Annotated in this window: 22 protein-coding genes and 1 tRNA gene; 7 read left to right on the top strand and 16 right to left on the bottom strand. The window is 44.0% G+C overall.

Going from position 1 to position 25,312, the window contains the following annotated elements:
• Positions 1–238 precede the first annotated feature (238 nt).
• Together QZT18_RS15420 and QZT18_RS15415 are read left to right on the top strand one after the other, a co-directional pair.
• Complete coding sequence (locus QZT18_RS15420) at positions 239–1,111, top strand: tyrosine-type recombinase/integrase (RefSeq protein ID WP_294149018.1); 873 nt, start codon at positions 239–241, stop codon at positions 1,109–1,111.
• Between the two features lie 404 nt (positions 1,112–1,515).
• The gene (locus QZT18_RS15415; protein ID WP_294149016.1) at positions 1,516–3,726 is read left to right on the top strand and encodes a sensor domain-containing phosphodiesterase; all 2,211 of its coding nucleotides are present in this window, start codon (positions 1,516–1,518) and stop codon (positions 3,724–3,726) included.
• A gap of 96 nt (positions 3,727–3,822) precedes the next feature.
• On the opposite strand, the gene QZT18_RS15410 is transcribed toward QZT18_RS15415, so the two are convergent.
• From QZT18_RS15410 to QZT18_RS15390, 5 genes are all read right to left on the bottom strand, one after another.
• Positions 3,823–3,899 (bottom strand) — tRNA-Arg (locus QZT18_RS15410).
• A gap of 119 nt (positions 3,900–4,018) precedes the next feature.
• On the bottom strand, positions 4,019–4,900 hold the full coding sequence (locus QZT18_RS15405; RefSeq protein ID WP_294149015.1) for a DUF3881 family protein: 882 nt from the start codon (positions 4,898–4,900) through the stop codon (positions 4,019–4,021).
• 156 nt (positions 4,901–5,056) lie between these two features.
• Entirely contained in the window at positions 5,057–5,560 is a 504-nt protein-coding gene (locus tag QZT18_RS15400) for a DUF4446 family protein (protein WP_125141564.1), read from the bottom strand.
• An 84-nt stretch (positions 5,561–5,644) separates the two neighbouring features.
• Positions 5,645–6,715 carry a ParB/RepB/Spo0J family partition protein gene (locus QZT18_RS15395; RefSeq protein WP_294149012.1) on the bottom strand — a complete coding sequence of 357 codons (1,071 nt, stop codon included), beginning with the start codon at positions 6,713–6,715 and terminating at the stop codon, positions 5,645–5,647.
• A gap of 141 nt (positions 6,716–6,856) precedes the next feature.
• Positions 6,857–7,627, bottom strand: a complete 771-nt coding sequence (locus QZT18_RS15390; protein WP_294149010.1) for a ParA family protein — start codon at positions 7,625–7,627, stop codon at positions 6,857–6,859.
• Between the two features lie 459 nt (positions 7,628–8,086).
• Between QZT18_RS15390 and QZT18_RS15385 the strand changes: the two genes are divergently transcribed.
• Complete coding sequence (locus tag QZT18_RS15385; protein WP_294149008.1) at positions 8,087–9,037, top strand: alpha/beta fold hydrolase; 951 nt, start codon at positions 8,087–8,089, stop codon at positions 9,035–9,037.
• Positions 9,038–9,282: 245 nt separating this feature from the next.
• Here the strand turns inward: QZT18_RS15385 and QZT18_RS15380 are convergent, their stop codons facing one another.
• The 11 genes from QZT18_RS15380 to QZT18_RS15330 form a co-directional block, all read right to left on the bottom strand.
• Complete coding sequence (locus QZT18_RS15380) at positions 9,283–9,825, bottom strand: GNAT family N-acetyltransferase (protein ID WP_294149006.1); 543 nt, start codon at positions 9,823–9,825, stop codon at positions 9,283–9,285.
• A gap of 455 nt (positions 9,826–10,280) precedes the next feature.
• The gene (rsmG, locus tag QZT18_RS15375; protein ID WP_294149004.1) at positions 10,281–11,009 is read right to left on the bottom strand and encodes a 16S rRNA (guanine(527)-N(7))-methyltransferase RsmG; all 729 of its coding nucleotides are present in this window, start codon (positions 11,007–11,009) and stop codon (positions 10,281–10,283) included.
• Positions 11,010–11,048: 39 nt separating this feature from the next.
• On the bottom strand, positions 11,049–12,938 hold the full coding sequence (mnmG, locus tag QZT18_RS15370; protein WP_294149000.1) for a tRNA uridine-5-carboxymethylaminomethyl(34) synthesis enzyme MnmG: 1,890 nt from the start codon (positions 12,936–12,938) through the stop codon (positions 11,049–11,051).
• Positions 12,939–13,011: 73 nt separating this feature from the next.
• Complete coding sequence (gene mnmE / locus QZT18_RS15365; protein ID WP_366925898.1) at positions 13,012–14,391, bottom strand: tRNA uridine-5-carboxymethylaminomethyl(34) synthesis GTPase MnmE; 1,380 nt, start codon at positions 14,389–14,391, stop codon at positions 13,012–13,014.
• A 196-nt stretch (positions 14,392–14,587) separates the two neighbouring features.
• On the bottom strand, positions 14,588–15,292 hold the full coding sequence (gene jag, locus QZT18_RS15360) for an RNA-binding cell elongation regulator Jag/EloR (protein ID WP_294148998.1): 705 nt from the start codon (positions 15,290–15,292) through the stop codon (positions 14,588–14,590).
• A 12-nt stretch (positions 15,293–15,304) separates the two neighbouring features.
• Complete coding sequence (locus QZT18_RS15355) at positions 15,305–16,549, bottom strand: YidC/Oxa1 family membrane protein insertase (RefSeq protein WP_294148997.1); 1,245 nt, start codon at positions 16,547–16,549, stop codon at positions 15,305–15,307.
• A gap of 19 nt (positions 16,550–16,568) precedes the next feature.
• Complete coding sequence (gene yidD / locus QZT18_RS15350) at positions 16,569–16,778, bottom strand: membrane protein insertion efficiency factor YidD (protein WP_125142119.1); 210 nt, start codon at positions 16,776–16,778, stop codon at positions 16,569–16,571.
• Positions 16,774–17,130, bottom strand: coding sequence for a ribonuclease P protein component (rnpA, locus tag QZT18_RS15345; RefSeq protein WP_294148996.1), 357 nt, complete (start codon positions 17,128–17,130; stop codon positions 16,774–16,776). The genes yidD and rnpA overlap by 5 nt, the downstream gene beginning before the upstream one ends.
• A gap of 60 nt (positions 17,131–17,190) precedes the next feature.
• A complete protein-coding gene (gene rpmH, locus QZT18_RS15340; protein ID WP_125141553.1) occupies positions 17,191–17,325 on the bottom strand; it encodes a 50S ribosomal protein L34 in 135 nt (44 codons plus the stop codon).
• 123 nt (positions 17,326–17,448) lie between these two features.
• Positions 17,449–19,605, bottom strand: a complete 2,157-nt coding sequence (locus QZT18_RS15335; RefSeq protein ID WP_294148993.1) for a sigma-54-dependent Fis family transcriptional regulator — start codon at positions 19,603–19,605, stop codon at positions 17,449–17,451.
• A gap of 5 nt (positions 19,606–19,610) precedes the next feature.
• The gene (locus tag QZT18_RS15330; RefSeq protein WP_125141551.1) at positions 19,611–20,132 is read right to left on the bottom strand and encodes a hypothetical protein; all 522 of its coding nucleotides are present in this window, start codon (positions 20,130–20,132) and stop codon (positions 19,611–19,613) included.
• 394 nt (positions 20,133–20,526) lie between these two features.
• Between QZT18_RS15330 and QZT18_RS15325 the strand changes: the two genes are divergently transcribed.
• The 4 genes from QZT18_RS15325 to QZT18_RS15310 all read left to right on the top strand — a co-directional run bounded on the left by QZT18_RS15325 (position 20,527) and on the right by QZT18_RS15310 (position 24,582).
• Positions 20,527–21,726 carry a permease gene (locus QZT18_RS15325; RefSeq protein WP_294148988.1) on the top strand — a complete coding sequence of 400 codons (1,200 nt, stop codon included), beginning with the start codon at positions 20,527–20,529 and terminating at the stop codon, positions 21,724–21,726.
• 45 nt (positions 21,727–21,771) lie between these two features.
• The gene (locus QZT18_RS15320) at positions 21,772–23,379 is read left to right on the top strand and encodes a gamma-glutamyltransferase family protein (protein WP_294148986.1); all 1,608 of its coding nucleotides are present in this window, start codon (positions 21,772–21,774) and stop codon (positions 23,377–23,379) included.
• Positions 23,380–23,452: 73 nt separating this feature from the next.
• Positions 23,453–24,007, top strand: coding sequence for a chromate transporter (locus QZT18_RS15315; protein WP_294148984.1), 555 nt, complete (start codon positions 23,453–23,455; stop codon positions 24,005–24,007).
• On the top strand, positions 24,004–24,582 hold the full coding sequence (locus QZT18_RS15310; protein ID WP_294148982.1) for a chromate transporter: 579 nt from the start codon (positions 24,004–24,006) through the stop codon (positions 24,580–24,582). Before QZT18_RS15315 ends, QZT18_RS15310 begins: the two co-directional genes overlap by 4 nt.
• Positions 24,583–25,312 lie beyond the last annotated feature (730 nt).

The raw sequence follows: 25,312 nt of genomic DNA, 5'->3' as shown, positions 1-25,312 counted from the left end.
AAGGATCATACGCCGTCATTAGAACAGCGTATGACCCTTTTTAACTTACTAAAATTCAAATTTTTTATCTTCCCGACTCTCTTTGTATCATATTTCCATGTCTGATTTTCCATATTAATATTTCCGATGGAAGAACGTGGTAAAATATGGAATTTTTAATTTTACAATTTTCAGGGTATTATATCACCTCATTTTCGGTAAAATAACAAATATCAAACCGAAGAGAGGAAGTAAAAAGATGGAACATGACACAAATACCCTTATGCATCAAGCCGTATCTCCGGCATCTTTAAAAGAATATGCATCCTATCTGCACGAACAGGAGCGCAGCTCTAATACGATAGAAAAATATATCCGCGATCTTCGCGCGTTTTTTCTGTTTCTCAGCGGGAAAGAAATCGATAAGGCAGCCGTGCTGGGCTGGAAGGAGAGTCTGGCCGAAAGCCACAGACCTGCCAGTATCAATTCCATGCTGGCGGCTGTCAACGGATATCTGGACTTCTGCGGTTTGGCACTCTGCAAGGTAAAACCGGTCAAAATGCAGCGCAAAATATTTTTAAAGGCTGAAAAGGTTCTGACCCGTGAGGAATACATCTGTCTTGTCCGGGCAGCCGAATCAAAAGGAAACCGGCGGCTCTCACTTTTAATGCAGAGCATCTGCGCCACCGGCATCCGCGTTTCGGAACTCAAATACCTCACCGTCAATTCACTCTATACAGGACGCGCCGAGGTAGACTGTAAAGGGAAAATCCGTGTCGTATTCCTGACAAAAGAACTTTGCCGCGCCCTTCGCTGCTACTGCAGGGAAAACAACATCACACGCGGCCCCATCTTCTGCACCCGGGACGGAAGGCCGTTGAACAGAAATAATATCTGGAGGGACATGAAATCTCTCTGCCGCAGCGCCGGTGTGGAACCGGGAAAAGTATTTCCCCACAACCTGCGTCATTTGTTCGCCCGAACCTACTATTCCATGGAAAAAGATTTATCCAGACTGGCGGATCTGCTCGGACATGCCAACATCTCAACCACCCGCATTTACACAATGGACTCCGGAGAAGAGCACGCAAAACAACTGGATCTCATGCATCTTGTCCTGAGTGTAACGTAAAAAAGCAACATAATGGTGATTATGCCATCATGCCGCTTTTCATTCGGATAAATTTACATACAAATATATTATCATAAATGGGAGAAAAATACAATCTCACAATATCCGGTCGCTGATAATGATCCGGAATTCCGCTTGATGAAAGAAAAAAGCACCAAAACAGACCGGAGTGGTTTAACCTTTTCTGTGCCGGTCCGTTTTGGTGCCTTTTTATCTGAAATAAGATGACTTTTCCGGAAAATCCATTCTCTCAGATAGCAGGGTGTGTATTAAGTTGTCCGTTCTGATGGCATAATCACCATTATGTCATCAACACAGTCAGCCTGCTATGCCCGGTTTTCCACTCGCTGCGGCCCGGTGCATCCCAAGCTCAGAAGCTTTCCAGGAAAGAAAAGGTGGAATCCATGTTACAGGAACATCAGGAGATGATAGATAACTTTGAAACTCTGCTGCGCAGATACGCCGTCCTCTTCAGCGAGATAACCATGCTGGATGATCCGGATGACATTTTTTACGTCAGTGATCCGGAAACCTATGAACTCCGTCTCATCAGCAGAGACGGCACCGTTGGCGGCGAACTTGAGGGCGGTAAAGGAAGAAAGTGTTATGAACTGCTCCAAAACCGAAATTCTCCCTGCCCATTCTGTACCAACTCCCTGCTTTCCACGGAACAGTATTATATATGGGAACACTACAATCCGGCGGCAAAAAAGAATTATCTCATCAAAGATCGTCTCTTTGACTGGAACGGCCATAAAATGCGCATCGAGGTTGCACTGAATATCACCAAACCGGAACAGGCTAAAAAAGTGCTGATTGAAAATGCAAACCAGCAGAACCTGATGATGCACTGGATGCGCTGTCTTCTGAAACAGGAACCGCCTGAGGAGGCATTTGAGCTGATTCTGGAGGATTTACAAAATTATTTTGAGGCGGATTCCGGCTTTATCCGTTCCTTTACGGCTATCGAGACGGTTCGGTTTTTCTCAAAGGGCGGCTGCGGTTCGGATATTCCCTATATCGATCAATTGGATTCCCGGCTGCTTGAACGCTGGGAACGCCTGATTGGCAATAATAAACTAATCCTGATCCGTTCCGTAGATGAGCTTGCGGACCGCGATCCCGAAAGCTACCGTTTTCTGTCCGGATACGGACTTCACAATTTATGCCTGGCTCCGATTATTTGCCGGGGACACCTGGTAGGGCTGATCTGTCTGGGCAACCTGAAACAGCGCTGGGCTTCTCTTTTCCTCCTGGAAGTGCTGGGAGACTATATTGCGGCCTCGGTGCAGAGGATAACCATTCAGGAAGAAAAAGCAAAAATCCAGTATACCGATCCTCTGACCGGACGTCTGAATTTTGAGGGGTTTAAATTAAGGGTAGAACATATTCTTAAAAACAAATCCGGACGTAAATACGCCCTTCACTACTGTGATATAAAAAGATTTAAATTTATCAATGAAGCCTATGGATATGACACCGGAGACCGCATTCTTAAATATTGGAGTGATTATCTGGCCTCTGTCTGCCGTGAGGGCGAAGTATTCTGCCGGATTTCCGGGGATACACTGACCTATCTCCTCTACTATGAGAATGAGCCATCCGAGCTGGAGAAGAATTTCAGGGAAATGTCCGTCCATATTTCAGATTACCCGGAACTTTGTCAAAAACGCCACCATATAGAACTCGCCTGCGGGGTATATCTGCTCGAAGACAACGTCTGCTGGCAAATTGGTGAAATGATGAACCGGGCCAATATGGCTCAAAAAAGTATTAAAATTTTGCCCGGAAGCCACCTTGGCTTCTATACCGATACCATGCGGCAAAAAGAGATGCGGGAAATGGAATTTGTGGCCAACATGCACGAGGCCATCCGAAAGAAAGAATTCGAGATGTTTTTCCAACCCCAGCTCAGTGTCCGCGCTGCCCCGGACCAGTCCATTCGGGCCGAAGTACTGGTCCGCTGGCAGCAAAATGGAACTATTATTGCAATGCCGGGAGAATTTGTGGATTTATTTGAACGCAATGGATTTATTGTGGATTTAGACCACTACATGTTTGAACATGTCTGCATGTACCTGAATAAGACGCTTCCACGGATTGAAAAACGTCTTATCCTCTCGGTCAACGTTTCAAGAATTACCATGCTCCAGCCGAATTTTATCGAGTACTACTGTTCTGTCAAAAACCGCTATCAAATCCCGAGCGGCCTGATCGAACTGGAATTTACGGAAAGTGTAGTCGTCGAAGATGTGTCCTACTTTGCAACAATCATTAAGAGGCTCAATGACAACGGCTTTCTCTGCGCCATGGATGATTTTGGAACCGGCCAGTCTTCGCTGAATGTGCTGCAGGCCCTTCCTTTGGATATCCTCAAACTGGATCAGATGTTTTTCCGTGACAAGACGAATCAACAGCGCAAACACATTATTGTTGCCAGCATTCTGGAAATGGCCAGGCAGCTCCGGATGGTGACTGTGGCCGAAGGGATTGAATCCGCAGAACAGGTCCGCGAACTCACCGAGATGGGCTGTGATTACATACAGGGATATTACTACTCACAGCCTGTCACAGCAGAAGAATTTGAAATGCAGTATCTGGGGGAGGCGGATTAGAAGAGGGCTAAAAATGTTGACCTGTGCCTGCCTGAAAGATAAAAAGTCCAAAAAAGCCGCAAATCCTTATTAATAAAGATTTGCGGCATTGTTTACTGGCGTTCCTGAGCGGATTCGAACCGCTGGCCTTCCGCTTAGGAGGCGGACGCTCTATCCTGCTGAGCTACAGAAACATCTTATAAATTCATGACACAGCCTGATTATAACTGCGTCCATGCCCATAAATACTCAAAGGCACAAGGTTAATTATAATTCATATTCCTACTCTAAGTCAAGTCCCTTTATAAAAAAATCAGTCTTTAAAATTTGCAATTCCCTGCATCCAGATGCGGCCTTTAAATCTGCGTCCCGGGCACGGTTCGCCCAGTAAATCAAGCTTGTTGATTGCAACATTGAAAAACAAATCATTGCATTCCAGCTTCATATCATAGATTTCCTCACCGGTTATTCTGTTCTTCTTTAAATTTACTTCACATATCTCCCCTACGACGGAGTACTGATCGCATTCGATTCCGCTTGGCATAAAACAGGTGTCCACGATGGAATAGATATCTTCCTTAATTACACGCCTGGAGGCCTGTGAATAGAGATCAATATCTTCTATCGTCAGCGATTCCATCGCGTCTTCATCCCCGTTCTTGGCGGCTTCCAACAGACTGTCCCTGTTACGTGAAGCTACCTTGGCCTTCTCAATCTGCATGGCCGTTTTCTTTATGGGGAGCAGTATCTTTCCATGAACCGACAGGGCAGAAAGTGTTGCCGACTCTATTTTGATCGGTGCGTTTGCTTTCTGAACTCTTTCCCTGTACTCCATTGGGTTAAGAAGGTAAAAAATCAGTGATATCCCGACTTTATATTCATCCAGCAGACCTGCATATGTTTCCTTTTCCGCATGGCGCTGTATTGAACATTCGGCTTTCGTTGTAACAGTATCACTCGTAATGTATGGATAGTAATATTCAATATCCAGTTCTTCTTTTTCATTCAGCTCGCCATACATGGCAAGACCGATTCCCGGTGCCACTTCTGTCTTCATCTCACACAGGCTTGTGTCCCGGTCTATCTGTATACACTTGGATCTGGCCGCTTCCTTGGAAAGGCAGCGCAGAAGAGCCTTAATATCCTTTTTTCTCTGGTACATGCTGAATCCGGCAGCGCGTAAAAACTTATGCATTTTCTCACCTTCTATCTTTTTATTTATGTTGAGTCCGATTGTATCTAATACTTTTACTACAAATCAAGGAAATTTGCAATAGTTTTCCTGTCTGTCACAGGTGTTTTCCATATTATGTCAACTTTATTCCGTTTTTTCTTCCTGCGCTCCTCTGCACTAGTGGTAACCAAGCGCCTGCTCAAGCGCTTCCTTTTCTTCACTTCCAAGAAGAACTTCCGTCTTTCCTTCCACTACATCCTTCAAATAGAGATAACATCCTTCTCTGCTGTGAACGGAATTCAGAACAAAACCGGTATTGTTATCGTCCAGGAGGGCAATTACAAAGCTCAGGTTTCCACCCATTCCTTTAAAGGCATTGTACTTTACCATTCCGGTCTTCTGATAACCGGCTTTTACCTGTTCCTCCATAGATTCGATCAAGTCCTTATTAGCCCTGTCTTCGGAGCGGAGGAATGCGGCTTCATCCATCAGATCCAGTACGGTATCTTCAAGGGTCTCCGCATCTTTTCCCCTCATAAACATATCATATCTGCGATACAGTTTCTTATACTGTGATAAGCAGATTAGCGTGGCGATAAGCGATATCAAAGTGAGTATGATTAAACCGATGATTAAAAATCCGGGATCAAATCCCAGGTTATTTAAAATACTGTTTTCCATCTTATGTCCTCATTTCAGTTCTTCTAATCTCTATGATTGATATAAAATAAAAACGATTGCATGAAAATTCAAACAAATTAATAATTAACCATTTATAGACTGGAGAAGCTCTGCTATTCTTTCCAATTCCGCAGATGAATAGTACTCTATTTCAATGCGTCCCTTGTTTTTGTCCTTTTTATTAATAATTACTTTTGTACCCATTACCGATTTCAATCTTTCTTCCAGATCCTGATAAAAAATATTGAAGTCTCTTTCTTCCGGTTTTTCTTCTTTCTTCTTAGCCGGCTTTGCTAATAACTTGACCAGTCGTTCAACTTCCCGCACACTCAGTTTGTTATTAACAATTTTAACCGCGATTTGGTATTGCTGTTCGCCGTCTTCCAGTGCAAGGAGCGCCCTTGCATGGCCTCCCGTTATCCGGTTCTGAATGAGCATTTCCTGCACTCTCTCATCCAGTTTCAGAAGACGCATGCTGTTTGTAACCGTAGCCCTGTTTTTTGCTACTCGTTCCGCTACCTCTTCCTGCTTCAGTCCAAATTCCTGGATGAGCATCTGATATGCTTTTGCCTCCTCGATCGGATTCAAATCCTCTCGCTGGACATTTTCAATCAGCGCAATCTCCATTGTCTGCTGTCTGGTATATTCTCTTATAATTACCGGAACCTGCTTAAGACCGGCCAGTTTTGCCGCTCTCCAACGCCTCTCACCGGCAATAATTTCATAATTGTCACCCTGTGTCTGTTTCTGCACGAGCAGAGGCTGAAGGACGCCGTATGACTTTATGGAATCGGCCAGTTCATTCAGTTGTTCTTCGTCAAACATCTTACGCGGCTGGCTGCCGTTTGGTTCAATCTGTGTAATGTTCAGGAATTTCTCCTTCTCCACTTCCACAATTTTTACCTTTGGAGCCGGCTTTGCTGTTTTTTTTGCGGCAGTGACACTCTTTTTCTGTGGCTTTTTAGCGACGGGAAGTATCATATCAAGTTCCTTCAGGTTAGCCTTTTTATCTGCGTGTTCCGCATGTTCCTCCTGCCCTTCCGGATTTATCTCCTCTTTGGCAGCCTCCGGAGCTCTGGGCTTTGTCTGGGAAATATCATAATCATCACCAAAAAATGCTCCTAATCCTTTTCCAAGTCCTGTCCTTTTCGACATTGTTTCCTCCAATCGTGCTGTAATACCTTCATACCAATTAATCTTATTTTACTATATGCTTTCCTGTACCGGGAAGTAACAAATGTAAGTTTATGCATAACTATTCAGAAGACCGCATTCCGCAGGTTGTTTTTATGTATCTTACAGTTCTTCTCCTCTGCTTATCACTTCTGCGGCCAGAAGCCGGTAACTCTCCGCACCTGTGGATTTGCTGTCGTAGATATTGATCGGCATTCCATGGCTCGGGGCCTCTGCAAGACGCACATTTCTTGGAATAATCGTTTTATAAATTTTCTCATTCAAGTTGCTCTTTACATTTTCCACTACTTCCAGAGAAAGATTTGTCCTGGCATCATACATCGTAAATACGACGCCCTCCATCTCCAATGATGAGTTCATTTTCCTCTTAACAATATTGATCGTGCGCAGTACCTGGCTTAAACCTTCCAGCGCATAGTATTCACACTGAATGGGAACGAGCACCGTATCGGCTGCCACCAATGCATTCAATGTCAGAAGGCTCAGGGAAGGCGGACAGTCAATGATGATAAAATCATAATCATCCTTTACTCTGTCGAGATGATTTTTCAAAACAAACTCTTTATTTTCTATATCCAGAAGTTCAATCTCAGCGCCGGATAAATTAGAATCCGAAGGGAGTACATCCAGATCTTCCTGAACATCCTGCTGAAGACAATCCTCAAAAGTACAGTCTCCCAGCATCATTTCATATACTGTATCTTCAATCTGGCCTTTCTCTAACCCAAGACCACTGGTAGCATTCCCCTGCGGATCAAAATCGATCGTCAGAACCCGCTGTCCTGCTTCGGCCAGGCAGGAAGAGAGATTAATCGCTGTCGTTGTCTTTCCGACACCGCCTTTCTGGTTTGCAATCGCAATTGTACGTCCCATGATGTTTCCTTTCTAAAACGTATTTCTCTTACGCATCATTTTATAGTATATCACAGATAAATTCTATTTCCTACTTTTTATAGAAAAAAGTCCATTTTCTTTGCTAAAATGTTTCACGTGAAACATCTGTTTTTTTGTAAATATTGCTTATATTCAATTTGGCAACCGGCTCTAAATGTTTCACGTGAAACATCTTTAATTTTACCAAAGCTGCATACACTAGTCATAACGGCCTTTTCTTTAAGAATATTGTAATGCACATATACCTATATTTGTGGTATAATTTGTGGTATAAAATACCTGTAGATTCTAACATACTCTTTATTAAAGATAAAGCCCTTACTACCATTGACTGCAATACGTTCAGAAAGAGCTTTGACGATATTTCTACGAAAAGCTTCAGCTTTTATACTGTGATATTAACAGTTTACCTACTATCTATTTTGTCAGGAGGCATCAATGAATACAAAGAATAAAGTAATGACTTTGTTAGCGTTGTCGGCAGGTGGAGCCGCCGCCACTGCTCTATTTAATAAATACATTAAATTTTCCGCTGTCTCAAAGAACTTAATGAGTGAGCCTCATCCACTCTGCTATAAATGGCGTCTCGGCAATATTCATTATACTAAGACCGGGAACGGAAAACCGCTTGTACTGGTACATGATCTCAATTTTTCATCCAGCGGCTATGAGTGGTGTCTTCTGATTGACAAGCTGAAACAAAACTACACCGTTTATACCATTGACCTGCTTGGCTGCGGCCGTTCGGAAAAACCGAATCTTACCTATACCAATTATCTCTATGTGCAGCTTATCTGTGATTTTATCAAATCAGAAATTGGACATAGAACCAATATTATAGCTACCGGAGAATCTGCCGCTTTGGCTATTATGGCATGCAACAACTCACCTGAGCTTTTTGATCAGCTTATGTTAATTAACCCGGACAGCCTGATGAACTGCAGCCAAATTCCGGGGAAAAATGCAAAGCTGTATAAACTTATCCTGGATTTACCAATCATAGGTACACTTCTCTATCACATTGCAAGCAGCCGTAATCTGATCGAAGAAGCCTTTGAAGAGAAATACTTTTATAATCCGTATTCGGCAAAGCCAATCTTTATTGACCACTATTTTGAATCGGCTCATTTAGGGGAATGTCCAAAAGCCGTATTCTCCAGTATGGAATGCAAATTTACTAAATGTAATATCATCAATGCGCTGAAGAAGATTGATAACAGTATTTTTATTGTTGGAGGAGCCGAGGTTCTCTGTATCACCGATAATATAGAGGAGTATAAACTTTACAACTCTGCAATTGAATCTTCCATTATCAGTAAAACAAAATATCTTCCGCAGTTGGAAACTCCAGGTAAATTACTGGATGTTATCTCTATGTTCTTTGCTTAATATCTGGATTAGTGAACATGTGAATTTGTGGATTTTTAACATGGTATGGATTTAATCTTTCGTTATACGATTTTTTCTTTACACAATTTTTTCTTTATACGATATCTTATTTTATACGATATCTTCCTTTATACGATATCTTCCTTTATACGATATCTTCCTTTAATTGGGAAAAAAAGAGAGGGGTAATGTTTCACGTGAAACATTACCCCTCTCTTTTTTCTTATAGATTTAACACCAAGCTTTTAGACAATTTTTATACTGCCGGTCAAGCCCGCTAATGAATCTGCTACTATCTCACATCCCAGTACAAACCGATCCGGTATTTCAGAATCATTTTTTATTCCATAGCATCCCGTTTCTTTAAATCCAAACCGTTTATAATATTCGGGATTTCCCACCAAAAAGGCGGCCTTATATCCCTTCTCCAGCGCCCGTTTAAATCCTTCATTCATTAATGCTGCACCGACGCCTTTGCTTCTGTATTCCAACTTTACAGACAACGGAGCAACAAGTAGGCCGGTAAACACAGACTCTACCCCACTCTTATCCGTAACATTCACTTTCTGCTCTGTAAACATGACATGACCGATAATTCCTGTCTCGTCCACCATCACGAGTTCCAGTTCCGGCAGATAGGCTCCTTTTCTCAGTTCAAGCACAAAATCCTGTTCCGTACCGTCACTGACTTCTGCTGTCTTAAATGCAGTCTCTACAAAATCATATATTTCACTGTAATCATTTTCTGTTACAACTCTTATTACTACATCGGCTTTTTTCTGCGACATATTATTTTCCTCTCTGCTCCGCTTTTTAACCGGCTTGTGATATTGTACTTATTGACTTAATACTGCTAAACCTGGCATTTAACTATAAAATCCATATACAAATAATACCTTACCGCTATTTTATCCAATTTTTCTAATAAATACAATCAATAAATATCGCCTCATATCTCAGCAGCTTCTTGAATGTTACTGTTCACTCCGTGCCCAGCAACACGCTTCGCGATGCACAGAAACGGCAAAAAGCACCGTTTCGCGCCGTAACCCTCGGGTTTTCTGTGACTTTCGCTTTGCTCCACTCACAAAAAACACCTCGCGGAATACTGCCTGTGAACAGCAACTCTTGAATTTCGGTTACCATAAATAAAAGGAGGCAGTTTTTCTTTTCTGCTCTCCTTTTAGTCGTCACTATTTTTATCATGAACTTTTATTATTACATTTCGATATCGCCAACTCTCTTATTTCAACGGTTCCTTCGAAGGCATTCCTGCTTTTCTGGGATACTTCTTACTCATAATTCCGGTCTTCCGAATTTTAACAAGGCAACGTTCATCGGCATTCGGCAGTGTAAAGGTAAGAATATCTTCTATCTCGCCATTCAGCTTTCTGACTGCCCCTTTTCCATTTTCCAGTTCCTCTTCCAGTTTTCCCGATTTATAAGGAGTAAAGTAGCCGCCGGTTTTTACAAACGGCATACAATACTCCGATAATGTGGCCAAATTCGCTACCGCCCTGGATACACAGAGATCATATGTTTCACGTGAAACTTTATCACGCCCCATATCTTCTGCTCTGCCGTGTACGGCAGTAATTCCCTTTAATTGCAAATTCTCTATCACTTCATTGAGAAACTTCACTCTTTTATTAAGTGAATCCAGGAGTGTTACCTCCAGCTCCGGAAAAACAATTTTTAGTGGAATTCCGGGGAAACCGGCTCCCGTCCCAACATCGATCAATTTGAGCGGTTTCTGATCGATATCCACAATTATTTTTTTCAAAGTAAGACTATCCACAAAATGTTTTGTCACTACCTCTTCCATCTGTGTAATAGCCGTCAAATTCACCATGGAATTCCAATGAATCAACAGTTCATAGTAATCATAAAACTGATCAATCTGATAATCGGTCAGCTCGATCCCTATCTGTCCGACTTCCTCTTTCAACTGGACAGCAAATTTATCTTTCATATAATATCCTCAGCTTCCTTCTTTTTACCGTTTCCCAATCTATTTATCCCGCTGGTATCTCATCTGCTCCAAGTGTACCATCAGCACCGAGATATCGGCAGGAGAAACCCCTGAAATTCTGGATGCCTGGCCTATATTTGCCGGTTTATAAAGATTCAGCTTCTGGACCGCTTCTCTTCTCAGACTCTTTACCTCTGAATAATCGAAGTTCTCATCCAGCTTTTTGCCTTCCATCTTCTTAAACTGTGTTACCTGCTGTTTCTGACGGCGGATATAACCGTCGTATTTGATATTAATATTAATTTGCTGTACCACGTCGTCCGGAAGTTCCGCCCTGTCGGGATCCAATTCAGTTAACATAACATAGTCAAGTTCCGGTCTGCGCACCAGTTCTGCAAGCGTAGTACCTGTCTTTAACAGCGTGCTTCCATTCTTTTCCAGAAAGGCCTGAACCTCTTTCGTGGCACCGATACTTTTCTTTTCAAGCCGTTTTACTTCTTCCTCAATGGCTTTCTCCTTCCAGATGACACGCTCATACTGTTCATCGTTTATAAGGCCTATTTCATGCCCAATGGCCCTCAGGCGCAGATCTGCATTATCCTGTCTCAGAAGCAGGCGGTACTCGGCCCTGGAAGTCATCATACGATAAGGCTCATGGCTCTCTTTTGTCACCAGGTCATCGATCAGGACACCGATATATGCCTGTGATCGATCAAGGACGATTGGTTCCTTTCCCTGAAGCTTTCTGGCTGCATTAACACCCGCCATGAATCCCTGAACCGCGGCCTCCTCATAACCGGAGCTGCCGTTGAACTGGCCGCCGCTGAACAATCCTTCTATCTTTTTAAATTCCAGTGAAGCCTTTAACTGCCTGGAATTGATACAATCATACTCAATTGCATAAGCATTTCGAACAATTTTGACATTTTCAAGTCCCGATACGGTCCGGTACATGGCAAACTGGACATCTTCAGGCAGGGAACTGGACATTCCTGCAAGATACATTTCATTTGTATAAAGACCTTCCGGCTCCACAAACACCTGATGCCGGTTCTTATCAGGAAATTTCACCACCTTGTCCTCGATTGACGGACAGTATCTCGGCCCTGTTCCCTCGATCGCGCCGGAGAAAAGTGGGGACCGATCAAGATTTGCCCTTATAATCTCGTGGGTGCTGTCATTTGTATAAGTAAGCCAGCAGGAAACCTGTTCTTTCTGTACGGACTCCGGATCCGTAGAGAAGGAAAAGGGCACTACTCTCTCATCCCCGAACTGCTCTTCCATTTTTGAAAAGTCGATACTTCTCTTATCTACTCTGGCCGGTGTACCTGTTTTAAACCGGTACATCTCAATTCCCAGGCTCTTCAGCGAATCCGTCAGATGGTTGGCCGCCTGAAGTCCGTTCGGCCCCGTCGGGTTGCTCACATCCCCATAAATGCATCTGGCTCTGAGATATGTACCTGTAGCCAGGATTACGGCCTTACAGTAATAGGTTGCCCCTGAAAACGTTTTAACTCCCTGAATTTTACCATCTTCGGCCAGAATCTCACATACCTCTCCCTGCCTGACGGTCAGATGATCCGTGTTTTCCAACGTATTTCTCATCTGTCTTGTATATGCCTGTTTGTCCGCCTGGGCGCGCAGGGAATGCACGGCAGGTCCCTTAGACTGGTTGAGCATCTTCGACTGGATAAACGTCTTGTCAATCGTCTTTCCCATCTCTCCGCCCATGGCGTCCAGTTCCCTGACAAGATGGCCTTTGGAACTTCCTCCTATATTCGGATTGCAGGGCATCAGGGCAATACTGTCCACACTTACGGTAAATACAATTGTCTCAAATCCAAGTCTCGCCGCGGCGAGGGCGGCCTCGCATCCCGCATGTCCGGCGCCTACTACCACAATATCATAATTTTCTGTTAAACACGGCATCTAACTTCCTCTTTTCTATAAATAACAGTCTCTTAATTCTGTCGTCCACATTTGCTTTCCCGGTCAAATCCTTTTATTTCCCCATACAGAACTTGCTGAAGATCTCATTTACCAAATCATCTTCCAGAGACTCTCCCACAATTGTTCCAAGCTGTTCATAGGCATTCATCAGATCAATGGAATAGAAATCTTCCGGCATCTGATCCTCGATACTCTGCTCCACCAGTTCGAGGCTCTTTAACGCCTCGCTCATAGCAGTTTTATGTCTCACATTCGTGATCATGAGCTCATCATTAAAATCGATCTCACCATTTAAAAACAGATCTTTTACCTTCTGTTCCAGCAGGTCGATCCCTCTCTGCTCCTTCGCCGACACGGCAATCACCTCACTGCCGGTTCTACTCTCAACCTCCTCCGGTGTAAGAACCGTTTCGAGATCCGTCTTATTTAAAAGAACGATCGATTTGCGCCCTTTAATCAGCTCCATAATCTGATAATCATTTTCATCCAGAGGACATGAACCATCTACGACATAGATAATCAGGTCTGCGTCATCCGCATTGGCCCTGGCCCTGTCCACTCCAATCTTCTCCACGACATCCTCTGTGTCACGGATTCCCGCGGTGTCCACAATATTCAGGCTGATTCCATGCAGGCGGATATTTTCCTCCAGAGTATCCCTGGTCGTTCCCGCTATATCTGTCACAATCGCCCTCTCCTCCCCTACCAGTACGTTCATCAGAGAGGATTTACCGGCGTTTGGCTTGCCGAGAATTACGGTCCTGATCCCCTCGGCCAGAACTCTGCCGCTGTCAAATGAGGAAAGCGCTTTATGAAGCTCTCCCTCCAGGTCTGTAACCGTTTTTTTCAGTTTTTCCGGATATCCCTCCAGGGAAATATGTTCCGGATCATCCAGCGCCGATTCGATAAAGGCAATCTCATAAAGAAGTTTCTCCCTGAGTTCCTTCACTTTCTTCGACATCGAGCCGCTGAGCTGGCTGACCGAGCTTTTCAGGGCATAATTATTTTTTGAATTGATGACGTCTATGACCGCTTCGGCCTGGGAAAGATCAATTCTGCCGTTTAAAAAGGCGCGTTTCGTAAACTCTCCCGGCTCTGCCATCCTGGCGCCGTATTTGATTACCGTCTCCAATATTTTTTTCATAACAAGGACACCGCCGTGACAGTCTATCTCCACCGTATCTTCAGCCGTGTAGCTGTGCGGTCCTCTCATTACAATCGCAAGAACTTCATCTATTATCTCATCACCGTCGCAGATGTGGCCATAGTGGACGGTATATGTTTTTTCCTCTTTTAATTTTTTCTTTTCATTCTTGGGGCGGAATATTTTATCTACTATATCAAATGCTTCATTTCCGCTGACTCTTATGATACCAATTCCCGAATTTGTAAGCGCCGTCGCAATGGCGGCTATTGTATCTGAAGTCATCATATTTTTCATTCCTCGATTTTTTACTGGGTTTTAGAAGCTGCCGAAATTAAATCCTTACTTTATATCCTTACTTTATATCCTTGCTTTATATCTTTACTTTGATTCTGATTATATTCTGATTTAAAAAAATGTTCAAACAGGGGCTTTTTTGTAAAAAGACATCTATTTGAACATTTTTTATATCACAGCTTATAACTTACTTTTCACTTCTGTCAGTTCTGTCTGGTCTTTCATTTCTGTCGCTTCTGTCATATCTGTCATTTCTATCTCTTCTGTTTTCTCTCTTTAAAGAAATAATAACATGTCTGAACGGCTCTTCCCCGTCGCTTCTCGTCACAACATATTTGTCGTTCTGAAGAGCGGCATGAATGATACGTCTCTCATAAGGATTCATCGGCTCCAGAGATACGGAACGTTTTGTCCTTTTCACTTTATAGGCAATATTCTTAGCAAGAGTCTCCAGCGTTTCTTTTCTTCTCTCACGGTAATTCTCCGTGTCCAGTTTTACACGGATATAGTCACCGGTGGATTTATTTACAACAAGGCTTACAAGATACTGTAAGGAATCAAGAGTCTGTCCTCTCTTACCGATCAGGATGCCCATATCCTCACCCTTCAGATTCACATTCATCTCTTTTTCCGTCTCGTTGTACTCTACGCTGATATCAACCGCCATATTCATTGCGTCAAATACCTGCTCAAGGAATTCAATCGCTTTATCCTGAAGTGTTTCCTTCTTCTTTGCACGGATAATGGCCGGTTTGGAACCGATGCCGAGGAACCCTGCACTTCCCTTTTCAACTACCTCATATGTTAACTTATCGCTGGTTGTTTCAAGTTCAATCAGTGCTTTTGTCACTGCTTCATCTACTGTTTTTGCGGTAACTGTTATCATATCCATACGGCACCCCTCCTACTTGTTGTGCTTCTCGTTATACTTCTGCACCATTTTTGCCTTGGATGCAAGGCTGCCCGGTTTCGGATCGGAGTTGTAATACTCCGTTGACTCCTTCACCAGTTTGTCGGTCTTTGACATTTTTTCCTGTCTGATTGCTTCTTCTTTTTCTGTCTGAGCCTGGATATTCTTAAGATTAACGCTGGCATTCTGGTTCACCTTTGCCGGAGGAAGTCCCTTTTTGGCGCGCTTCTTATTCATCTTCTCAACATTCTTCTGGATGAGCTCGTCCATATCCACTTTATTCATGTAAGCATTTACAGCTAACTGCTGTACAATCTGGAATGCACCCTGCACTACCCAGTAAATACCGATTGCTGCCGGGAAAGTGAAACAGAAGAATACGGATACCAGAGGCATTGTCATCATCATCGTATTCATTGTCTGTGCACCAGGCGCATCAGGATCCATCTGCTGGTTGGTGTTCATAAGTTTTGTGGAGAACCACTGTGTAAGGCCTGCCAGGATTGGGATAAGCCATGCAATTGTAATGTTGGTGAATCCCGTAAACGGCTGTGTTGCCAGGTTGATTCCCAGGAAGGAGTTCATCTGCTCAATCTTGCCTGCATTGTCGGCAATAACAGTTGAAATCTGTGGGAATAATTCTCCGAGGTGCTGCCAGTTGGCGGGTGTAAATTTATATAATAAATCTACGACCTTATCTGCATTTGTATAGTCTATTTTATCAATTGCCAAACCATAGCCGCTGGCGATTTCTGAAATCTTGTTAATAAAATCAGGCTGTTTCTGCAGCGGTTCCACTACGTTATCAAAGAATACCCTTACCGACGGAACATAGGCGGGAATATTATAGATAACACGGTATAATGCAATGATGATTGGAAACTGGATTAACATGGGAAGACAGCCCGCGGTCGGACTGGAACCATATTTCTCATAGATGGCCTGCATCTCCACCTGCTGCTTTGCCATGGATGTCTGATCTGTTTTACCCTTGTACCTCTTCTGAACCGCCTGAATTTCAGGATTCATAAGAGACATCAGTTTTGACGATTTCTGCTGCTTAATCGTCAGCGGAAATAAAAGCAATTTTGTGATAATTGTAAAAAGGATAATACAAAGACCGAGATTTAAGATACCAAAAGAACTGGTGATCCGAAACAGAAAGTCCATGATGTACCCAAACAGGCTGATAATCGGCCCCATGATGGACCCCGCCTTAGTAGCTACTATAAATTCCAATGAATTACCTCCTCATCCTCTACGGAACTGGATCATAACCGCCTTCTGCAAATGGATGACATCTCAGTATCCTTTTGCAGGCCAAAATCATACCTTTAAACGCGCCGTACTTCTGTACTGCCTCAATGGCGTATTGAGAGCAGGTAGGCGTGTACTTGCAGTGAGGTCCTGTAAGCGGGGAAATAAATTTCTGATACCCCCGAATCATCATTATAAAGATCTTTTTAATCAATATTCTCACTTCGATTCTCTAATATGTTATGAAGTCCGCACAAGTGCATATATGCACTTTCGATTTTTTTGAAATCTGATTCTTTTGCTGCAGCTCTCGCTACAACGACGATGTCTAACCCTGTCTTAACTTTGTTCTTGTTGAGCCTGTAGCTCTCTCTTACGAGTCTTGTAACATGATGGCGCACAACGCTGTTCCCGACCTTTTTACTCACGGATATTCCTATCCTTGTGTCTTCCCTCTCCGCCTTCATTACATACATGATTAAAAGCCGGTTGGCAAATGATCTCCCCGTCCTGTACACTTTCTGAAAATCGTTGTTTTTTTTAATCGAATTAAATTTCTTCATTTTTCATATTTTCATATTCAATAAACAAAAGGCCACAATCAAAATTGCGGCCCTGGTTCATTAAGCAGATAATCTTGCTCTTCCTTTTGCTCTTCTTGCAGCCAGAATCTTTCTTCCGCCTGCGCTGCTCATTCTAGCTCTGAAGCCGTGAACTTTCGCTCTCTGTCTTGTTTTAGGCTGAAATGTCATCTTCATATTGCAAACACCTCCTTGTACTCTAATATATCTTCAGAAAAATCATCTTAACATAGTTAGACTATTCTAAATTAAACATCTTCTCAATTATATAGAAGAAAAATCACTTCGTCAATAAGAAAATCAAGATTTTTCGCGTGTTTTTATAAATTCCCGGCCCTTTTTTTCCAGAATAATCCCCTCCGGACCCCTGGAAAAGGAAATAAGTCCCAAACTTCGCAGATTTTCAAGGATTTTCTTCAGTTTATAGCCGGTACATCCGTCCCCTGCAGCATTCAGTCCGGCTCCTATTTCTTTCCTGCTTTTCACTCCGCTTTCTATCAGGGACAATATTCTCATTATCATTCTTTTTTCTCTCAGGGAATATTGGTTGGACAGGATCATTTCTATATTTTCTGCTGTATTTTCAGCCGGCTTTTCTTCTATATTGGTAACTGTATTTTCTTCCTTACCGGCTTTCCCATCTGCCATACCCCTTTTTGAATCGGAGGCCCCATCATGAGCGGTCCGGCTCTCTTCCATCTCATCCCTGATATAGTCAGGGAGATCGGATATCTTAAGCGGCGCATCCGTGATGTTTACCATATATTCCATGACATTTCTCAGCTCCCGCACATTTCCCTCCCAGGCATAGCGCTCCATGAAATTCCACAGTTCGGCTTCCACCTGCCGTTTCTTATGAATTTCATTGTAAATAAAATATTCGGCCAGATAACGGATATCTTCTTTTCTTTCCCGCAGCGGCGGTATTTTAATAATGATTGAATTCAGCCTGTAATAAAGATCCAGCCGGAATTCCTTCTTATCCACCAGTTCTTTCAGGTTCTGGTTCGTCGCGGCGATAATCCGCACATCCACAGAAGTAATTTTATCTCCCCCAAGACGCATAATCTCCTTTGTTTCAATGGCGCGCAATAGTTTAGACTGTACTTCCAGGGAGGCCTCCCCTATCTCATCGAGAAACAGGGTCCCATAATTCGCCATCTCAAAAAGCCCAATTTTGCCGCCCTTTTTAGAACCGGTAAACGCACCCTCCACATAGCCAAACAGTTCACTCTCCAGCAGGGAAGACGGAATTGCCGCGCAGTTGATGCTGACAAAGGGATAATTTCTTCTGCTGGACGCCGAATGGAGTGACTGGGCCATCAGTTCCTTTCCCGTTCCGCTCTCTCCCATCACCAGCGTGGTTTTATCAATCCTGGCAATCTTCTCCGCTTTCTTAATACAGGAAATCATGACCGGACTCTCCGTCTTGATATCGGAAAACCGGTATTTGGAGGTGTATCCCTTCATGCTGAGCTGGCGTTTCAGTGAATGGCTCTTGTTCTCAATCTCCTCCGCTTCCTGAAGGATCAGCATATAAATACAGCCCTGGTTATTTCCCTTTACAATGCATTCCATATTGAAAACAAGGGAGGATTTTCCGTCCGGATAAACGATCAGTTCATTGCGGACGGCTTTTCCTTTGTCAAGATACGGCAGAAATTCGTCCGTTCCTTCCACGCTCCTGATTTTTTTCCCATACAGTTCTCCGGTAACATGAAACATATCCATAAACCGCGTGTTATATTCAATAATCTCGTGCCGGTCGCTTAGGATCACGATTCCGCTGTCGATATAATTGAGTATCATTTTTATCTGTAAATGGAAGGAGGACATATCACTGTATATCGTATTAACCAGAGTCGACGCCCCTTTATAACTGTAGCTGTACCGAAATAACTCATTTTCCAGATCCTTATTAAAGATATCCGCCTCCTGGGCAATTTTTAGCAGGGTTGAAAACGCAATCTTCCTCTTTCCCAGACTCATGACCGTCTTATCCTTCCGCACAAGATGCGGGGAATAGTCATCCATTACAACGACATCATACCCCGAAGTGGGAACCTCGCCGTTTTCCTGGGGAAAAAGCCAGATAAAGTTATTGATTCCCTGCTCATATAACAGACTGACCATTTTTCTGCATACAAACAGATCAAAGCACATCAGGGCATAGGTGCCGGCCGGGTACTTTCTCATCTGTTCAATATTCATCTCCGGGTAACTGAAATCAATCGTCACAATCTTTGTCTGCTCTTCGATCAAATAGTGGATTTTATTGATGATCTCCGCATTGCTTACCAGCACAATATCGGCATGGGCGAGCTGTTCCCTGGACGGTTCTTCCTTATTCAGGGAGCATGTGTGAATCTCCATATATTCGCCAAACAGAGTGCAGAGATCATCATAATAAATTTTCCCTATTTCCGGCCGGTATGTAAATAGTACCATTTTTTTCATATGGTTTATATCTCCTTTGCCATCATAATCAGATGGAACCCCTTTTCATAGGCATTAGGCTGAATCCCGATCACCCTGAATCCATAATCCAGCATCCACCTGTAATCGACTCTGTCACATTTGAGATCACGGATGGCATCGGCAATGTTATCAATCTTCTTTCCATGAATATTAAAACCAACGGAACTGATGCCGTTTCTGAATGTCAAATACCCCTTTCCCCTTGCATATCCTGCCGCCGTATCGATCAGCCGTCCCAGTTTATGTTCGAGCTTAAATACCCCGTTGTCGTTAAAACCGCTGCATTCCAGCTCGATTGCCCGGAGTCCCACAAGCTCCCTGCAGAGAATCCAGCCCGCGGGATGTTCTGCATCTTCCCCCATATACCATCCGATTGTTTTAATGGACTCATTGATATCACTCAGCTGCCCATAGGCGCCTTCATAATCCCACCACTCCGGTTTTATCGTGCTCATCAGCTCTGCCACTGCAGGAATGCGTTCCCGCGTCATATTAAAAATCTCCATATATAATTTTCCCCTCCCTTACTCCAAATATCGGTTTACTCTACGATAAACAGAATTATAGAAATGTACCATTTAATGACAGTATATTTCTACCTTCACTATAACATTAAGCTCAAAACATAACAATATTAACATTAAAATAGTTTTATTATAATCATATTTTCACTTCTCAATTATTATAAAACCATTTTATAATCCCCATCTTTTATTAATTTATCTATTTTCAGGTAGAACTTTAACCCATACATGATATAAAATAGCTTTATAAAAACAGCTTTTTCTTTCGGATCAGCGGAAAATTTCATCTATTTTTTAATTTTTCCCCCATTTTTTAATTTTTGGCACGGTTCATGCTTTATATAACGGTATAAAACTATTTGAGGAGGGTTCCATCATGTTAGTAATGACCAAGTATCTGTTTATTGTCCTGCTCTGCTTTGCCATTGGTGATTTTTTCGGGGTGTTCACCAAAGCAAAAATATCATCCGTATTTATTATCTTCATGATATTTCTGGGCGGGTTCATGTCGGGTATCTTTCCAAAAGATATCATCGATCAGGCGGGACTTACTGAATTCAGCCGCTGGTCGGCATGTTTCATCATTTTCAGTATCGGCTCACAAATCAACCTGGCACAGTTGAAAAAGGAATGGCGCGTCGTTATCATGTCCCTGGTAGCTATGGCCGTAGCGCTCGTCGGCGTCCTTGTGATTATCCCGTTCATCGGCAGGGAGTCTGCCCTTGTATCAATTCCGATTGTAAACGGAGGAATCAATGCAACACAGATTATGACCGAGGGAGCGCTTGAAAAGGGCCTCACCACGGCAGCGGCTCTGGGCGCATTTATCTATGCCATCCAGAAATTTGTGGGAACCATTCCTGCATCCTATTTCGGCCGTCAGGAGGGATTTCTCCTGGTTAATGAATACCGCGAAAAGAAGTCCCAGGGAATCGATCTTTTAAAAGGCCTTGAAGATGTTTCATCGGAAAGCGATGATGCAAACGGCCACAAACAGACCTTTTTCCAGAAACACAAAAAATATTATACCGATTATACCTGTCTTGCCATCACGGCCTGCGGCGGTTTCCTCTCCTATCTGGTTGCGGCGCACACCCCCGGCATCAACTACGGAATCTGGGCACTTATATTCGGATGCGGGGCTAACTGCCTCGGACTTATCCCGACCCGTATTTTAAATTACGGGAACTCTATGGGAATTGTAATGATGGCCATGTTTGCCGATATCATTCCAGCCCTTGCCAATGTAAACCTGGGAAATATCGCACAGATCGGTTTTCAGACCGTCCTGGTATTTGCCGCCGTACTTATTTTCAGCGTTTTCTGCCTGCGCGTTCTTCCATTATGGAAAATCGTGGGTTCCAAGAATAAGGCAATGGGCTGCGCTATGGCCCAGTTATTAGGTTTCCCTGCCACACAGTTAATTGTTAACGAGGTGGCCCTGGCTGTATCCGAAACCGAAGAAGAAAAAAATTATGTGATTACAAAGCTGACGCCTGCCTTTGTCGTGTCAGGGTTTGTTTCCGTCACATCCCTGTCCATCATTATTGCCGGAGTCCTGGTCAACTTCCTTTAATCCGGCTTTAACATAATAAAAAATATTTATTTTAAGGAGAATCTTATGAACTACGATGCGTTAAAAAACAGCTACCCATCCAGAAGAAGCGTGGTATATGGAAGGAAAGGAATGGTATGCACCTCTCAGCCTCTCGCCGCCCAGGCCGGACTTGATATGATAAAAAAGGGAGGAAACGCCATCGATGCAGTCATTGCAACGGCATCCTGTATGACCGTGCTGGAACCAACCTCCAATGGAATCGGAAGCGACGCCTTTGCCCTTGTATGGACAAAGGGAGAACTGCACGGCTTAAATGCCAGCGGCAAAGCCCCCATGTCCCTGGATATTGATACGGTGAAAGGTCTCGGCCATAACTCCATGCCAAGAAGAGGATGGATCCCGGTAATGGTGCCCGGAGCTCCATCGGCCTGGGCCGAATTATCGGAAAAATACGGCAGGCTCCCCTTTGAGGAAGTTCTGAAACCCGCCATCGCCTATGCAGAAGAAGGATATGGCGTCTCCCCGATTATTTCAAGGCTCTGGGACAATTCCTACCGTGAATTCTCAGCCGAATTTACCGGTGAAGAGTATGAACCGTGGTTTCAAACATTCGCACCAAAAGGCCATGCGCCGGCACCGGGTGAAGTGTGGAACTCCCCCGAACTGGCCGGTACGCTCCGGAAAATAGCCGCCACAAAATCAAAGGCCATTTATCAGGGAGAACTGGCCGACGCCATCGATGCATTTTCCCGAAAAACGGGCGGTTATATCAGAAAATCGGATTTGGAAGACTACTGGTGCAAATGGGTGGAACCAATCCACACCAACTACCGCGGTTACGATATCTGGGAAATGCCGCCCAACGGCAACGGTATTATCGCACTGATGGCTCTTAATATTTTAAAGGGATTTGAATTTACCGAGAGAGATACGGCAGAAACCATACATAAACAGTTAGAGGCCATGAAACTCGCTTTCACCGACGGTAAACATTACGTATCCGACGAAACGGCCATGAGAGTTACCACCGAAGAAATGCTGTCCGAAGAATATGCTGCCAGACGCCGCGCCCTGATCGGCCACAATGCCATCATGCCGTCGGCAGGCGATCCTAAATGCGGCGGTACCGTATATATGTGCGCTGCGGACGGCGAGGGCAATATGGTTTCTTACATCCAGAGCAACTATTGGGGATTCGGATCCGGCATTGTCATTCCGGGAACCGGAATCAGCCTCCAGAACAGAGGATACAGCTTCTCTCTCAACAAAGAAGACGCCAACTGTCTCGCACCGGGTAAAAAAGCATTCCATACCATTATTCCTGCATTTCTCACTAAAGACGGCGAGGCCGTCGGCCCGTTCGGAGTAATGGGCGGTTTTATGCAGCCTCAGGGGCATTTACAGGTAATTACCAATACGCTTGATTTCCATATGAACCCGCAGGAGGCGCTCGACGCTCCCAGATGGCAGTGGACCGGCGGAAAGGATATTGAAGTGGAACGCGGATTCCCGTACGCCCTCACCGAGGAACTGGTCAGAAGAGGCCATAATATTAAGGTACTGCCGGAATCGCTGAATTTTGGCCGCGGACAGATTATCTGGAGAGACGAAAATGGAACACTGACCGGAGCAACCGAACCCCGGACGGACGGAACAGTCGCCGCCTGGTAAAATTTTTTAAAAAATATTATCAGCTTTAAAATCAACCAACAGAAGCAACCATTACAGGAGCTGCAGAAAAATTATGAAGGAATTAATTTCAATCTTTATCTCCTTTTTCAAGATGGGAAGCGTTACATTCGGCGGTGGATACGCCATGCTCCCCATCCTGAGAAAGGAATGTGTGGAAAATAAAAAATGGATTACCGAAGAACAGGTGATGGATTACTATGCCGTCAGCCAGGGGCTTCCGGGAATCATTGCTGTGAATGTATCTGTTTTTATCGGATACCACCGCAAAAAATTCCTCGGCGGTATTGCCGCAGCCCTGGGCTGTGTGACTCCCTGTATTATCATAATCAGTATTATAGCCGCCTTCCTGTCCAATTTTCAGGATAACATATTTATAAAGCAGGCCATGACCGGTGTTTCCATCTGTGTGGTGGCTCTGATCCTGGACGCTGTCCTGGGACTCTGGAAAAAAGGCGTCAGGGATGTCTGGGGGCTTGCCATCTGTCTGCTCGTGTTTATTCTCACCGAATTCAGTCCCATCTCCCCGATCCTTGTGATCGTGGGCGCCGGTCTGACGGGAGTAATCCTTAAAAACTGGATACTGACCAAAAAAGAGGTGGTAAAATGATTTTCATCAACTTATTTTTAGAATTTTTCAAGATCGGCCTGTTCGCCATAGGCGGAGGCATGGCGACCATCCCCTTTCTCCAGCAGTTGAGCCTTAATACGGGATGGTTTCCCATGGAACTGATAACCGATATGATTGCAATTTCAGAATCTACCCCAGGCCCGATTGGAATCAATATGGCAACCTATGTCGGCTACAATATAGCCGGCATCGCCGGAGGCATAACCGCCACCCTGGGAGAAATCCTCCCGGCCATGATTATCGTCACCCTCGTGTCAAAATCACTGGAGAAATTCAGCAATAACCGGCAGATAGACAATATCTTTTACGGTCTGCGCCCCGCAGTCACGGGACTAATCGCGGCCGCTGGATTTGATGTCTTCAAAATAGCAATGCTTAAGGCATCCGCCGCCGTCCCTACACTGATAAATGTTCTTTCCATGATTTCATGGGGGAAAATTGCCTACTTTATCATTATTTTTATTCTAATCAAAAAATTAAAAAAGCATCCCATCGTGTATATTGCGTCTTCAGCAGCCGCAGGGATCGCATTGGCGCCTGTTTTCGCACTGTAATTTAGGAAAGAGAACTGCGCCGGGACGGACGGAGTTCGGAATGGTGAGAGGAGACTATGAGTCTTCAGTCCCGGATTTTAGGTTGTCGCGGGTGGAGAATCCGGGCAGAAAAAGTTCCTGCGGGAAACGCTTGCGCTCTTCGAAGTGCATAACGGTACTAACCTCGAAAAAACCTCGGTAAGTGCCGATGAACTTCAGGTTCCCTCCGGAATCTTTTTCTCCCTCCTTCCCCACGAGAAGGTTATGACCCGGGACTGAAGACGCGAAGGTTTTCGCCATCCCGAATCCCGGCCTGCGGCCACTGATTTGTTCTATTTTTTTAAACGGGAAAAGACATTCTCGCGGTCACTACGTTTCTTCGTATGCCGCGAGAATGTCTTCTTTTTCATTTTAAATTATGATCTGCTTTTTAGCTCTCTATATATCCTTGAATGTCACATCGAAATTTAATAATTCAATCATAGAATTCAATGATTAAATTTAATCATTAAAATGATCTCTGGATTTTTCACTGAATTCAGTCCTAAATACCTAAAAAATGTAAAGAGTTCGCAACTACATAGTGGCCGCGACAATACCTTCCCCCCATTTGACGAAAGAGACAATCAGCCCCTGAAGCCGGCGGACGGGGCAACAACCTTCCCTGAGTCTTCAGTCCCGTCGACAACCTGCCCGGGGGAAGGAAGGAGAAAACTTTCCGAAGGGGACCTTGGAATCCGCCGGTGCTTGA

This window comes from uncultured Clostridium sp. (assembly GCF_900547735.1).
Classification (GTDB): Bacteria; Bacillota; Clostridia; order Lachnospirales; family Lachnospiraceae; genus Otoolea.
This window is presented reverse-complemented; position numbering and strand designations above follow the sequence as displayed.